This window comes from Pseudomonas spartinae (assembly GCF_965197125.1).
GTDB classification, from domain to species: domain Bacteria; phylum Pseudomonadota; class Gammaproteobacteria; order Pseudomonadales; family Pseudomonadaceae; genus Aquipseudomonas; species Aquipseudomonas composti_A.
Window position 1 is genome coordinate 288999 of sequence record NZ_CBDAMB010000003.1, and the last position, 13426, is coordinate 302424.

Below are 13426 nucleotides of genomic sequence, written 5' to 3' on the forward strand. Positions count from 1 at the left end.
CCAGGCCGGCAGAGGCCGGCCCATTCATGATCAATCGTGCCAGAGCACCGCTTCGCTGCGCTGCTGCCACTCGGCGAAACGCCCGCCGTAGGTGCCCTCGATCACCGCGCGCTTGATCTTCAGAGTCGGCGTGAGGAAACCGTTCTCCACCGCCCAGACGTCCTTGACCAGCACCAGTCCCTGCAGCTGCTCATGATGATCGAGACGACCGTTGACCTCGGCGAGCAAGGCCTTGAGGCTGCTTTCCAGCTCATCACGGTTGTCGTTGGCCGCCTCCTGACGCCCTACGTCCGAAAGCACGCAAAGGGCAATGGGCTGCGGCAGACCATCGCCAACCACGCACACCTGCTCGATACGCGAGTGCTCGCCTATGCGGTTCTCGATCGGCGCTGGCGCCACGTACTTGCCCTTGCTGGTCTTGAAGATTTCCTTGATTCGCCCGGTCAGGCGCAGATTGCCCTCGGCGTCCTGCTCACCCTTGTCGCCAGTGCGCAAGAAACCATCGTCGGTCAGCGCCTCGGCGGTCTTGAGCGGATCCTTGTAGTAGCCCTGCATGGTCGCGCCACTGCGCACCTGGACTTCACCATCCTCGGCAATGCGCACCTCGACACCCGGATTGTTCTGGCCAATCCAGCCCTGCTTGAACTTGCCAGGCCGGCATACGTGGGAATAGCCGCAGTTCTCGGTCATGCCGTAGACCTCCTGAATCTCCATACCCAGGCGGCGATACCAGTTGAGCAGCGTCTCGGGCACCGGCGCAGCGCCGGACAGCGCGTAGCGAATGGCGTCCAGGCCAAGCCCGGCGAGGACCTTGCGCCCGATGAAGTAGCCAATGATCGGCAGGCGCAGCAGGCGGTCGAGCTTCTGCGCCGGCATCTTGCTGTAGACGCCCATCTGGAACTTGGTCCAGATGCGCGGCACGCCGAACATCACCGTCGGCCGTGCGCGTTTGAGATCGGCGAGGAAGGTATCCAGGCTTTCGGCGAAGAAGATCGTCTGCCCGGCATAGATAGACGCCAACTCGACGAACATGCGCTCGGCCACGTGACACAGCGGCAGGTAGGAGATCAGCCGATCATCCTCACCCACGCCGAACAGCGTGATGGCATTGCTGGCAGCGAAACCGAAATTGGAGAAATTGTGCATCACGCCCTTGGGCGTGCCGGTGGTGCCGGAGGTATAGATGATGGTCGCCAACTGGTTGGCTGCAGGCTTGGGGTCATCCTGAATCGGCGCGCAGCGCTGCAGGTCGTCCCAGCGGTAATCGAATTCGCCGTGCGGATGCAGTGGCAGGCTGACGGTCGGTAACCCCTGCGGCAGCCCCGGCGCCATCGACGCCCAGTCGTCGAGCTTGCCAATGAAAGCCAATGCCGCCTCGGAATGCTCCAGTACCTGGCCCATGGAGTCGGCGGTGAGATTGGGATAGAGCGGCACCGAAACATGACCGGCCATCCAGATGGCCAGGTCGGTGATGATCCAGTGCGCACAGTTCTTGGAAATGATGGCGATACGGCTGCTGGGCGGCAATTCCCGGCTGCGCAGCCAATCGGCGGCTCGACGTGCCTGTTCGCCGACATCGGCCCAGCTCAGCTCCAGCAGTTGGCCGCCCCCCAGAGGCTGCACCATGTAGGTTTTGTTCGGGTGCCTTGCTTCACGTTCGTAAAACAGCTCGAGCGGCAAACGGATTGCATCAGCCACGGGGCTTGCTCCTTTGTTGTTTTTGTAGGAATCAACCAAGCATTTGCTTGGTTGAATATTCCACGCAGACAAAAGAGGCGCAAGTTAAGAAATGTTTCTCGCCTGGAACATTTGCATGCTCCTACGAAGGCCAGGCGGGATGCACCTGCAGCGCCGCGAAAGGCGCTGCGGGCTCAACGGGGATGGATCAGCGCCAGCAGTTCCATCAACCCGGCGGCCGGAATGTCGCCTTCCAGCTCAGCCAGGCTGGCAGTGCGCATGGGCAACGGCTCCTGACGATGACCGTGCACCAACAACCCACCCAATGCACCAATCAGAGGCTGGTGGCTGACCAGCAGCACCTCGGCGCTTTCACGCTCATCGAGATGCTTCAGCACTTCGCGCGGATCACTGTCCGGGGTCAGCCAGGGCACCGTAACGGCTTTGCCGGCGAAGCCCAGTTCGCCGCGTACCAGCTCGGCCGTCTGCTGAGCACGCACATAGGGGCTGGCAACAATGGCAGTCAATGGCCGGCCGGCGAGCTGAGCGGCTGCCTGCAGCACTTCATTGCGACCGTGAGCAGTCAGCTCGCGGGCCGCATCGCTTTCAGCCTGCGGCTCGGCTTCACCATGACGCAGCAGCCATAACCTCACAGCTTGGGCTCCTCGTCGCGCACCGGATGTGGCGCTGGCGGGATGCTGTGTGCGGTTTCGCCTTCCGGCGCGCGCGGCGCAGGCCAATCAGCGAACGGCCAGGGTTTTTCGTCGGTATTGAAGGTACCGAAACGACCGATCTGCGCCAGGTACTGGCTCAGGCTGTCACCAAAGTTCATCAGTCCGCCATTGGGCGCCCCGTAGAACAGGCGATATCCCAGTTGCAACAGCACCACCGCACCGAGCACCACCTCGGCCAGTTGCCAGACGATGACGAAAATCACCATCCACAGAATGCGCAGCAGAATCGACTCACGCTCCAGTTCCTGTTTTTCATCGCTCATGACTCACGCTCCTTGATTGGCTGCCGGGCTCAGAAACCCGCTGTAGGGATGAAATCGACATCGGTCTTGGGCTCGCCGAGCATCAGCAGTTCGATGACCTGAGCCAGCGTACGCCCCTCGAAAAGAATGGCATGCAAACCTGCGACCAGTGGCATGTACACGTCCAGCTCCTCGGCGCGAGCCTTGAGTACCTTCAGTGTGTTGACCCCTTCGGCGACTTCTCCGAGACGCTGCACGGCCTCTTCCAGGCTGAGACCTTCGCCCAGGGCGAAGCCCACCTGATAGTTGCGGCTCTTCGGTGACGAACAGGTGACGATGAGGTCACCGACGCCTGCCAGGCCGAGAAAGGTCATGGGGTTGGCGCCGAGCTTGACCGCGAAACGGGTCATCTCCGCCAGGGCGCGAGTGATCAGCATGCTCTTGGTGTTCTCGCCCATGCCCAGCGCCGCCGCCATGCCGGACATGATGGCGTAGACGTTCTTCAGCGCCCCGCCGAGCTCCACCCCGAAACGGTCGGCGCTGGCGTAGACACGGAAGGTCCGCCCATGCAGGGCCTGCTGCACGCGCAGGCACAGTTCTTCGTCTTCACTGGCGATCACCGTCGCGGTCAGGGCGTGGTCGGCCACCTCCTTGGCCAGGTTCGGCCCGGACAACACGCCAATGCGCGCATCGGGGGCAATCTCTTCGAGAATCTGACTCATCAGCTTGAAGGTCTTGGCCTCGATGCCTTTGGTCGTACTGATCAGCATCTTGCCCGCCAGCAGCGGCGCGACGGGTTGCAGGGCATCGCGCAGGGCGCTGGAAGGCAACGCGACCAACACCAGCTCGACCTGCTGCAGCACACCGCTAAGGTCGCTGGTCGGCTCGATACCGCGATGCAGCTTGACGCCCTTCAGGTAGCGCGGGTTTTCCCCGCTCTGGCGCATCTGCTCGGCCTGCTCGGGGTCACGCATCCACTGCAGGACGCGCTGGCCGTTTTCCGCCAGCAGATTGGCCAAGGCGGTGCCGAAGCTGCCGCCGCCGATTACGGCAATGGGTTGAAGCTGTGTCATAGGTCTTCCGAATGAGGCCATTGGTGATGGCGGTCTGCAGGCATTATACGGAGCCGAGAGTACCCGGCCAGGGCAAAAGTTCAGTGCTGGCCGCCTGTCGAGGCAGACAAACGAGAATTACCGCAGAGTGCGCACGCCTGAGACTGGCAAAGCGCAGCCGGTCGGTTAACATGCCGGATCGACGTTAATTGCCAAGGACGATTCGTGCCCACAGGCAGCCCCTTGCCCCCGCCCAGCTCGTCTCGCCAGCAGACAGCGGAGCCGCCAATCACCAGGGACGGCATGGCCATCGGTCAGCGCCGCGGCTGGAACATCCATACCCGTACCCAGCTGATCAGCGTTGGTCCGGCGCTGTTGCTGACGCTGCTGCTGACCGGCTTTCTGACCTTCACACGCCTGCAGGATCTGCGCCAGGAACAAGGCCACACCGGTCAGTTGATCGCCAATCAGCTCGCCCCTGCCACCGAATATGGCGTGCTCAATGGCAACCTGCAAAGCCTGGAGACCCTGCTGCGCGCCACCCTTAGCACCCCTGACGTGCGCTTTGCAGAGGTTCGTGATCGCAACGACGACATCCTCGTGTACGTGGAACTGCCCAAGGAGCAAGGTCATAGCACCCCGCAGGTCGAGGTGTTCCAGGCGCCGATTCGTCTGCAGGGACCGCCATCCCACCTGCAGACGCTGCCGCCGCTGAGCAAGGTGCTCGGCGACGGTTACCTGGGGCGGGTCGTGGTCGGCATGTCCAACGACACCTTCAACACCCGTCAGCAGGAAATCCTGCTCAAGGCCGGCGTTCTGTCATTGTTCGCCCTGCTTCTGACCTTCCTCCTCGCCCGTCGCCTGGCCAAGCGTCTGGCGCAACCGCTCAGCGCCATGGGGCTGGCTCTGGAGCGCATCCAGAGCGGCGACTACCGCCCATCCCTGGCCGAACGCGGCAACGACGAGCTGACCGACCTGGCCCGGCACATCAACAACCTGGCTCGCGCGCTCGAGCAAAGCGGCCAGGAGCAGCAGCAGGCGATTGCCGAACTGATTCAGGCCCGCGAGGAATCCGAGCAGGCCAACCGCGCCAAGTCTGACTTCCTGGCGATGATGAGCCACGAACTGCGCACCCCCATGAATGGTGTGCTGGGCATGCTGCAATTGCTGGAAACCACCAGCCTCAATGACGAACAGACCGAATACGCTGCCCTGGCCACCGAGTCCACCGAACACCTGCTCAAGGTGATCAACGATATCCTCGACTTCTCGCGGATCGAACGCGGTGCGCTGGAGCTCGAAGCCATTCCCTTCAGCCTGCTGGAGCTGCTGCAAGGCTCGGTGCAGGTGTTCCAGCACAGCGCCCAGCAACGCGGCCTGCGCCTGCTGCTGGAAACCGAACCCGGCCTCGACCAGCTGGAAGTGCGCGGCGACCCCACCCGCATCCGGCAGATTCTGGTCAACCTGGTCGGCAACGCGCTGAAGTTCACCGAAGAAGGCCAGATCCGCGTGGAGACCCGCTGGCAGAAGCTGGACGATCAGGTGCTGTGGTTCACCTGCGCCGTGCATGACAGCGGTATCGGCGTCGATGCCGAGCGCCTGGAGCACATGTTCGATGCCTTCCAGCAGGCCGACACCTCGATTTCTCGGCGTTACGGCGGCACTGGCCTTGGCCTGCCGATTGCTCGCACCCTGGCCGAGCGCATGGGCGGCACCCTGCGTGCGGAAAGCCAATTAGGCGAAGGCTCGGTATTCACCCTGGAAATACCGTTGCCCTTTGTCCCCTGCAGCGAGCATTTGCACAGCAGTGACAACCAGGCGCTCGGCAGCGGCGACGGCCAGGCCGTGCTGTTGGTCGAGGACAACCCGGTCAACCAGACGGTAATCGAAGCCATGCTGCGCAGCCTGGGCTATCAGGTCAGTCTGGTCGGCGATGGCCAGCAAGCAGTGCAGAGCGTCGCCCAGCACGACTACGACGCGATTTTGATGGACTGTCGCCTGCCGCTGATGGATGGCTACGAGGCCACGCGACAGATCCGTCAGCTCGAACAGGGACAACAGGTGCCCATAATCGCCCTGACGGCCAATGCCCTGCAGGGTGACCGCGAAGCCTGCCTGGAAGCGGGAATGAACGATTACCTGGCAAAACCGTTCAAACGGGCTGATTTGCAGCGCATTCTGGTGCGTTGGCTGCCAGTCCGGGCATAAGTGACTGGCGCCCGTGACAAGCCCGAGTTACAAGGGGAAACTGCTGTCCTGTGACAATACGGAACTAGCAGAGTACAACTGTACTCACTGCGCTGTGACTTTCACCACAACGCAACAGTCTATGACTAGGCTGCCGGCATACCCCTACCGGGCGTAGCCGGCCAGGACGATTCGCCCAGCCTTAGAAGCGTGGGGACAATTGAGGAGCTCGCATGACAAGACAAAACGCCTACACTCGGGAAGACCTGCTCGCCTGCAGCCGCGGCGAACTGTTCGGCCCGGGGAACGCGCAACTGCCCGCCCCAAATATGCTGATGATCGATCGCATCGCTCACATCAGTGAAACCGGCGGCAAGTACGGCAAGGGCGAAATCGTCGCTGAGCTCGATATCAATCCGGACCTTTGGTTCTTCGGTTGCCACTTCGAGGGTGACCCGGTGATGCCGGGCTGCCTCGGTCTCGACGCCATGTGGCAGCTGGTCGGCTTCTACCTCGGCTGGCAAGGCAACCCGGGCCGTGGTCGTGCCCTGGGCAGTGGCGAAGTGAAATTCTTCGGTCAGGTTCTGCCGACCGCCAAGAAGGTCACCTACAACATTCACATCAAGCGCACCATCAGTCGCTCACTGATCCTCGGCATCGCCGATGGCACCGTGGCCGTCGACGGTCGCGAGATCTACAGCGCCGAAGGCCTGCGCGTCGGCCTGTTCACCTCCACCGACAGTTTCTGAAGGACTTGCACATGCGTCGTGTAGTGATCACCGGTCTGGGCATCGTTTCCTGCCTGGGTACTGATAAAGAAGCCGTAGCTGCCAGCCTGCGCGCAGGCAAGTCCGGCATCCGCTTCAATCCCTCCTATGCCGAGATGGGCCTGCGCAGCCAGGTGTCCGGCTCGGTCAACCTGAACCTGGAAGAGCTGATCGACCGTAAGCTGTATCGCTTCATGGGCGATGCGGCGGCCTTCGCCTACCTGTCGATGGAGCAGGCGATCAAGGACTCCGGCCTCAGCGAAGAGCAGATTTCCAACCCGCGTACCGGGCTGATTGCCGGCTCCGGCGGTGCTTCCACCGTCAACCAGATGGAAGCCATCGACACCCTGCGCGAAAAAGGCGTCAAGCGCATCGGCCCATACCGCGTGACCCGCACCATGGGCAGCACCGTATCGGCTTGCCTGGCCACGCCGTTCAAGATCAAGGGCGTGAACTTTTCCATCTCCTCGGCCTGCGCCACCAGTGCGCATTGCATCGGCCAGGCCATGGAGCAGATCCAGCTGGGTAAACAGGACATGGTCTTCGCCGGCGGCGGTGAAGAAGAGCACTGGAGCCAGAGCTGCCTGTTCGACGCCATGGGCGCCCTCTCCACCCAGTACAACGAGACGCCGGAGAAAGCCTCCCGCGCCTATGACGCCAAGCGTGACGGTTTCGTCATCGCCGGTGGTGGTGGCATGGTCGTGGTCGAGGAGCTGGAACACGCTCTGGCCCGCGGCGCCAAGATCTACGCCGAAATCGTCGGTTACGGCGCCACCAGCGACGGTTACGACATGGTCGCTCCGAGCGGTGAAGGCGCGATTCGCTGCATGCAGCAAGCGCTGGCAACCGTCGACACCCCGATCGACTACCTGAACACCCACGGCACCTCGACGCCGGTTGGTGATGTCGCGGAAATCAAAGGTGTGCGCGCCGTATTCGGCGACAAGGCTCCGGCCATCAGTTCGACCAAGAGCCTGTCCGGTCACAGCCTCGGCGCTGCCGGCGTGCAGGAAGCGATCTACTGCATGCTGATGATGGAAGGCAACTTCATCGCCGCATCGGCCAACATCGACGAGCTCGACCCGGAAGTGGCCGACCTGCCAATCCAGCTCAAGACCGCCGAAAACGCCAAGCTCGACACCGTGATGAGCAACAGCTTCGGCTTCGGCGGCACCAACGCCACGCTGGTGCTCAAGCGCTGGGCAGGCAAGTAACTGCTGCGGTAATGAAAACGGCGCCTTCGGGCGCCGTTTTCGTTTGTGGCCCTGCCTCAGACCTTGAAGCGCGTCACCAGGTTGTTCAGGTCGACGGCCAGGCGCGACAACTCCTGGCTCGATGCACTGGTCTGATTGGCCCCGGCTGACGTCTGCATCGACAGATCGCGGATGTTGACCAGGTTGCGGTCCACCTCACGCGCGACCTGCGCCTGCTCCTCGGAAGCGCTGGCGATCACCAGGTTGCGCTCGTTGATCGAGGAGATCGCCTGGGTGATCTGCTCCAGCGCCACGCCGGCAGCCTGGGCCACCTCAAGCGTGGAGCGGGCACGCCCGGTACTGCTCTGCATGGCGCTGACGGCGCGATCCGTTCCGCCCTGGATACCGCCGATCATCTGCTCGATTTCCTGGGTCGACTGCTGGGTGCGATGGGCCAGCGCCCTCACCTCGTCGGCTACTACAGCGAAGCCGCGACCTGCATCACCAGCCCGAGCGGCCTCGATGGCGGCATTGAGTGCCAGCAGGTTGGTCTGCTCGGCGATGGAGCGAATCACGTCGAGCACCTTGCTGATCTCGTGCACACGCTCAGCCAACTGCTCGATCTCCGCTGAAGTGGTGGTGACATCGCTAGCCAGCTGGCCGATGGAGTCGACGGTCTGGTGCACCTGCTCACGCCCACGCTGGGCCGTGACGGTCGACTCGCGCGAGGCTTCGGAGGTGCTCACGGCGTTACGCGCCACCTCCTCGACCGCCGCCGTCATCTCGTTAACCGCAGTGGCGGCCTGCTCGATCTCGGTGTTCTGCTGATGCAGACCGCGAGTCGAATCCTCGGTCACCGCATGCAGTTGTTCCGATGCCGACGCTAGCTGGTTGGAGGAATCGGAAATGCCCTGGATGGTGGTACGCAGGCTCTGCTGCATGTCTTTCAGGGCGCCGAGCAAGCGCGCAGGCTCGTCTTTCCCTTCCGTGTGAATACTCTGCGTCAAGTCGCCGGAGGCGACTTGCTCCGCCACCCGCACCGCCTCACTCAACGGCGCGACGATACTGCGCGTCAGCAGCAGCGCCAGCGCGACAGTGATCAGGGTCGCCAGGATCATCATGGCGATTACCCAGATCCGCGCAGACACGGTTACCTCGTCAACCATTTCCCCGGCGCCCAGAGCACCTAGCCTGTTGATCTCAGTCAGCTTGATGAGGTTCTTCAGCATGGCATCGGCATGCTGGTTGATCGAACCGCCAACGACCTCGGCAGCCGCCTCGAAATCACCTTGACGAACGGCCTCCGTTATACGGCCTTGCTCCTGCAGGTAAGCTGCTTCGGCACGTTTGAACTCGTCATAGATACCCTGTTCTTCGGCGCTGGAAATCAGTTGTTCATAACTCCCCAGACTCTTGCCAAGGGATGAGCGCAACTCCTCAGCCAGGCGAAGATTGTTCTGCACCTGGGCTGAATCACGATTGAGGATCAAGCGCAGGGTAATGGCGCGCAAACGCAAGACGTTGACGTTGACGTCACCAATGGCCAGGACGCTTGGCAGCCAGTTCTCGTTGATCTCATCGGACTTTTCACGCATCGCCCCCATCTGCGTCAGTGAAAAAATCCCGAGCAGTACAACAAGCAGGGCAACCAGCCCGAATCCAATAGCCGCCCGTGGGGCGATAGAGACATTACGCAGTTACATTTCGTGAAGCTCCCTTTTGCGCGCACAAATCGAGACATCCATAGCCTTGACCTTGGAGATTGCGCTAATCCCTAATCTCTTATCGACGCCATCCACGCACTCTTGATCAGAAAAAAGAAAATCTTAACGACGCAGCGCCCCGGCCATCGCCTGGTCGACATGGTGGCGCCATTCGGCATCACGCCAGTCCTGCTCCCTGCTGACATGCCAGTCATCACGTTGCTGGCTCTGCTCGCACTGCCGAAAGCCATCGTCCCACCCCTGCGTGTACAGAGGCTCGGACTGATAGCGGCTGAGCGCCTTGGTGTAACCGCCCAACGGGCCGGCGGCTGCCCGTCCACTCTGGCAGCCCGCCTCGAAACCATCGACGAAGGCTGGCGGATAGTCGGCAGCCAGCATGCTTTCGCGCAGGCTCTGGCAGGCGGTGAGCATGACCAGCAATCCGCCGAGCAGCATCCGCTGGCATGCCGTCATCTCAGGCGCCCCCAATCCAGTCGGAAAGCGCGGTCTTGAGTTGGCACAGCGCCCAGGGGCTGGTGCTGCAGGCGCCGCTTTCCAGCGCCGTGCGCAAGGCGCCGACATCGGCACCACGAATGTAGCGTTCGGCATCGCCCATGCGGTCTTCACCGCCGAAGCCAGCACCGGCCATCTCTGCCAGCGCCTGCTCCTTGCTCCAGTCCTGATAGATGATGCGATACATCGCCGCGATCAAGCCGGTACGGTTCTGCCCATGCTTGCAATGAATCAACACCGGGCCCTGGGCCTGCGCTTGGCGAATGCTGCGCATCACCTCGATCACATCGGTGTCGTCGATGCGGTCGGTATGCAGCGGCAACTGAATCTGGCGTACACGCGGATCACGCAGCCACTGCTCGTCACTCTTCTGATAGAAGTTGATCACCGTGGCAACGCCAAGCGCCTGCAGCTGCGGCCAGTCCTTCGCCGCCGGCAGCGCGCTGCGATAGAGATCGGGCGTCATGCGATACAGGTTGATGCGCGAGTCCAATGGCTGCGCCCAGTTGCCTGGGCGCACGCCCTGCAAGGGCGCTGCCGGCGAGCTCGTCGCCCCCCAGGCCATGCTCAAGGGCAGTGCCAGCAATGCACTGAAGAACACCAGGGCTGCCAGCACCAGGCGCAGGCTCTGTACGATTCGGTTCATCGGCAGGTTTCTCCCAGGACGGTCTCTTGATAGGAACTACGCGCCACAGGGACGCGGTAAAGCAGCCAGCGATAGGTCAGCACGCAGATCACCCAGTCGATCAGCAGCGTCCACAGGTTGTGTGAAAGGAAATGTGCGCCCTGCAGCATGCGCCCCAGGGAAAACAGCGAACCGAGCCCCAATGCGAATGCCAGCGCCACGCGCGCGAGCCGTGGTCGGCGGTCGCGCAGCACGAAGAACAGCGCCAGCAGCGAGAAGCCGGCCGTGGCATGGCCGCCGGGCCAGCAACGGCCAGGGTTGGCAGTAGGCGCGCGTTCGCTGAGCAGCGGCGTGAACTGCTCCTGGCCACCGAACTCGCTCAGGCTCCAGGGGCAGTGCATGCCGGTCAGCGTCTTCAGCGGAGTGACCACCGAAGTCGACAGGCCCAGCGCCAGCACCAGGTAACCCAGCTGACGGCGCCAGACGCGCAAGCGCGTCGGCAGCAGACTGAGCACGAAGCCTGCGATGGCCAGCACACCCAGCACGATCACCGCCTGCTTGGCGCGGTCATGCAGAATGTCTTCCAGCCAGAAGCTGTGGCGGCCGATGAAGCCTTCGCCAGGCTGGTAGAACAGATTAGCCAGGGCGAAATCCACCGGACTGGGATCGATCACCAGCATCAGCGCCATCAACAACAGCGGAATGCCCAGCGCCAGGCGAAAATTGAAATAACGAGACGGCATGGTCGCTCCTTAGCGCTGGCTCATGCGTTGATCTGACTGATCGTCTGGGTGCCAGGCGATCAGGCGTTTGCCGAAGGCATGGCTGGCGCCCTGGTAGTAGGCGATGTCACGCTGCATCAGCGGATCATCAGTGCCGACCTGAGCCTCGCGGCTGCGGCCCAGGGCATCTTCGTGGCGACGCATGCCCTGGCGCGGGCTGAGAATCGCCAGATCGTGCCCGTCGAACAGCCCCAGGTGCTGGTAGTTACCCAGCAGGGCGCGGCCTGCTGCGTGATCCTCGCGCAGCACGTTGCGGCCAAAGAAGGTCGACACGTAGTCCAGGTTCAGCAGCCCCATCAGCGTCGGCGCCACGTCGATCTGGCTGGCCACGTCGGCGTACTCGGCAGGTTTGATGTGCTTGGGCGAGTAGACGAACAACGGGATGTGATAGTTGGCCACCGGCAGGTCTTCGCGTCCGGCGCTGCCGGCGGTGTGGTCGGCGACAAAGACGAACAGGGTGTCGTCGAACCACGGCTTGCTGCGCGCATCGGCGAGGAACTGGCCAATGGCATAGTCGGTGTACTTGACCGCGCCTTCACGCCCGTCGCCCGACTTGATGTCGATACGGCCATCGGGATAGGTGTAGGGGCGATGGTTGGAGGTGGTCATCAACTGCAGGAAGAAGCGCTTGCCACTGGCGTGGTCGGCATCGGCCACCTTCATCGCCTGGTGATAGAGATCCTCGTCGGCCATGCCCCAGGCATTCTGGAAGCTCATGTCGGCGTCGGCGACGCTGCTCTGGTCGACGATGCGGTAGCCGTTGCCGCCGAAGAAGGCGTTCATGTTGTCGAAGTAACCGCGCCCGCCGTAGATGAACACGCTGTCATAGCCCTTGGCGCCCAACTGCTGACCCAGGCTGGCGTAACCGGCCTCTCGGCCGATGCGCTTGACGATGGAGCGTCCCGGCGTCGGCGGCATGGACAGGGTGATCGCCTCCAGGCCTCGGTCGGTGCGGGTGCCAGTGGCATAGAAGTTGGTGAACACCAGGCTGTGCTTGCGCAGCTCATCGAGATTCGGGGTCAAGCCGCGGGTGTCACCGAAGCTGCCCAGGTACTTGGCACTGAGGCTTTCGATGGTCACCAGCACCACGTTGAGCGGTTTGGGCTGGCCCGGGTTGTCGATCACCCGGCGAATGTCTTCGGGGTCGCTGCCAATGAAGCGTGCATTGGGCTCAGCCACTTCCTCACGCAGCAGGCTGGCCACGGCCTGATCCGGCAAGGTTGCGTAGAACTGCGGGTAATCCAGCTCGTTGTTACGGAAGGCGGCGAAGAACTGGTAAGGCCCGTTGCTTGCCAGTTCACGCTGATAGGTGTTGCCGCCCAGCCCACGCGGTGCGTCCTGGCCGACCACGACCAGGCACAGCCCGACCAGCATGGCCAGCAGCATCACGCCTGGCACCGCGCGCTTGAACGGCAGGCGCGGTGCCTGCAGCGCATCGCGCAGGACGCGCCGCAGAGCGAAGGTGAGACCGATCGCCAGGGCAGCCAGTAGCGCCAGCAACGGGTAGATCGGGTAGGACTCGAGGATGTTGTCCACCACCTCCTTGGAATACACCAGATAATCCACGGCGATGAAGTTGAAGCGCACCCCGAACTCGTCCCAGAACAGCCACTCCGCCACGGCGGTGAACAGCATCACGAAGATGCTGACGGCAACCACGCCGATCAACAGCCGCTGGTGCCAGCGCCGCTGCCACAGCCAGGCCGGACACAGCAGCAGGTACAGCGCCATCGGCGCAGCGGCGTAAAGCAGAAAGCTCAGGTCATAGACCAAGCCGACTGCATACAGGCCGAGCAGGTTGACCGGCGTGATGCCGGCATCGCCCAGATGGCTGATCAGCAGCACGCTGCGGGTAAGGAAGAAAACTGCCAGCCAGACCAACAGAATGATCGACAGATAACGAAGTTGCGCGTATTGAAGCCGTGGCATCGTATGATCCTTGTTGGATGAA

Annotated in this window: 12 protein-coding genes; 3 read left to right on the forward strand and 9 right to left on the reverse strand. The window is 62.5% G+C overall.

Translation table 11 applies throughout. From position 1 onward, the window contains the following. Nucleotides 1-30: 30 nt before the first annotated feature. From ACN8M7_RS08715 to ACN8M7_RS08730, 4 genes are all read right to left on the reverse strand, one after another. Nucleotides 31-1698 carry an AMP-binding protein gene (locus ACN8M7_RS08715; protein ID WP_490260499.1) on the reverse strand — a complete coding sequence of 556 codons (1668 nt, stop codon included), beginning with the start codon at nucleotides 1696-1698 and terminating at the stop codon, nucleotides 31-33. 173 nt (nucleotides 1699-1871) lie between these two features. Next, nucleotides 1872-2330 (reverse strand): phosphohistidine phosphatase SixA, encoded by a 459-nt coding sequence (gene sixA / locus ACN8M7_RS08720; protein ID WP_061239241.1) that lies wholly within the window; start codon nucleotides 2328-2330, stop codon nucleotides 1872-1874. Continuing rightward, complete coding sequence (locus ACN8M7_RS08725; RefSeq protein ID WP_490260500.1) at nucleotides 2327-2674, reverse strand: DUF4389 domain-containing protein; 348 nt, start codon at nucleotides 2672-2674, stop codon at nucleotides 2327-2329. The genes sixA and ACN8M7_RS08725 overlap by 4 nt, the downstream gene beginning before the upstream one ends. A gap of 29 nt (nucleotides 2675-2703) precedes the next feature. Continuing rightward, nucleotides 2704-3726 (reverse strand): NAD(P)H-dependent glycerol-3-phosphate dehydrogenase, encoded by a 1023-nt coding sequence (locus tag ACN8M7_RS08730; protein ID WP_490260501.1) that lies wholly within the window; start codon nucleotides 3724-3726, stop codon nucleotides 2704-2706. 288 nt (nucleotides 3727-4014) lie between these two features. On the opposite strand from ACN8M7_RS08730, the gene ACN8M7_RS08735 reads away from it, so the two are divergent. The 3 genes from ACN8M7_RS08735 to fabB all read left to right on the forward strand — a co-directional run bounded on the left by ACN8M7_RS08735 (nucleotide 4015) and on the right by fabB (nucleotide 7873). Further along, a complete protein-coding gene (locus tag ACN8M7_RS08735; protein ID WP_490260742.1) occupies nucleotides 4015-5913 on the forward strand; it encodes a response regulator in 1899 nt (632 codons plus the stop codon). A gap of 212 nt (nucleotides 5914-6125) precedes the next feature. Then, nucleotides 6126-6641 carry a 3-hydroxyacyl-[acyl-carrier-protein] dehydratase FabA gene (gene fabA / locus ACN8M7_RS08740; RefSeq protein WP_003240795.1) on the forward strand — a complete coding sequence of 172 codons (516 nt, stop codon included), beginning with the start codon at nucleotides 6126-6128 and terminating at the stop codon, nucleotides 6639-6641. An 11-nt stretch (nucleotides 6642-6652) separates the two neighbouring features. Further along, entirely contained in the window at nucleotides 6653-7873 is a 1221-nt protein-coding gene (gene fabB, locus ACN8M7_RS08745) for a beta-ketoacyl-ACP synthase I (RefSeq protein ID WP_490260502.1), read from the forward strand. Between the two features lie 56 nt (nucleotides 7874-7929). Here fabB and ACN8M7_RS08750 read toward each other — a convergent pair whose 3' ends face one another. From ACN8M7_RS08750 to ACN8M7_RS08770, 5 genes are all read right to left on the reverse strand, one after another. Then, nucleotides 7930-9549, reverse strand: coding sequence for a methyl-accepting chemotaxis protein (locus ACN8M7_RS08750; RefSeq protein WP_490260743.1), 1620 nt, complete (start codon nucleotides 9547-9549; stop codon nucleotides 7930-7932). A 129-nt stretch (nucleotides 9550-9678) separates the two neighbouring features. After that, complete coding sequence (locus tag ACN8M7_RS08755; protein WP_061239235.1) at nucleotides 9679-10029, reverse strand: hypothetical protein; 351 nt, start codon at nucleotides 10027-10029, stop codon at nucleotides 9679-9681. A gap of 1 nt (nucleotide 10030) precedes the next feature. Next, entirely contained in the window at nucleotides 10031-10714 is a 684-nt protein-coding gene (locus ACN8M7_RS08760; RefSeq protein WP_490260503.1) for a phosphatase domain-containing protein, read from the reverse strand. Then, nucleotides 10711-11436 carry a phosphatase PAP2 family protein gene (locus ACN8M7_RS08765; protein ID WP_490260504.1) on the reverse strand — a complete coding sequence of 242 codons (726 nt, stop codon included), beginning with the start codon at nucleotides 11434-11436 and terminating at the stop codon, nucleotides 10711-10713. Before ACN8M7_RS08765 ends, ACN8M7_RS08760 begins: the two co-directional genes overlap by 4 nt. A gap of 9 nt (nucleotides 11437-11445) precedes the next feature. Then, nucleotides 11446-13404: an LTA synthase family protein gene (locus tag ACN8M7_RS08770; RefSeq protein WP_490260505.1), complete on the reverse strand. Its 1959-nt coding sequence runs from the start codon at nucleotides 13402-13404 to the stop codon at nucleotides 11446-11448. Between the last annotated feature and the right edge of the window lie 22 nt (nucleotides 13405-13426).

Coding starts and splice junctions, on each gene's coding strand:
- ACN8M7_RS08770 (WP_490260505.1), bottom strand. CDS start 13,404: ATGCCACGGCTTCAATACGCGCAACTTCGTTATCTGTCGATCATTCTG.
- ACN8M7_RS08730 (WP_490260501.1), bottom strand. CDS start 3,726: ATGACACAGCTTCAACCCATTGCCGTAATCGGCGGCGGCAGCTTCGGC.
- fabA (WP_003240795.1), top strand. CDS start 6,126: ATGACAAGACAAAACGCCTACACTCGGGAAGACCTGCTCGCCTGCAGC.
- ACN8M7_RS08755 (WP_061239235.1), bottom strand. CDS start 10,029: ATGACGGCATGCCAGCGGATGCTGCTCGGCGGATTGCTGGTCATGCTC.
- ACN8M7_RS08765 (WP_490260504.1), bottom strand. CDS start 11,436: ATGCCGTCTCGTTATTTCAATTTTCGCCTGGCGCTGGGCATTCCGCTG.
- fabB (WP_490260502.1), top strand. CDS start 6,653: ATGCGTCGTGTAGTGATCACCGGTCTGGGCATCGTTTCCTGCCTGGGT.
- ACN8M7_RS08725 (WP_490260500.1), bottom strand. CDS start 2,674: ATGAGCGATGAAAAACAGGAACTGGAGCGTGAGTCGATTCTGCTGCGC.
- ACN8M7_RS08760 (WP_490260503.1), bottom strand. CDS start 10,714: ATGAACCGAATCGTACAGAGCCTGCGCCTGGTGCTGGCAGCCCTGGTG.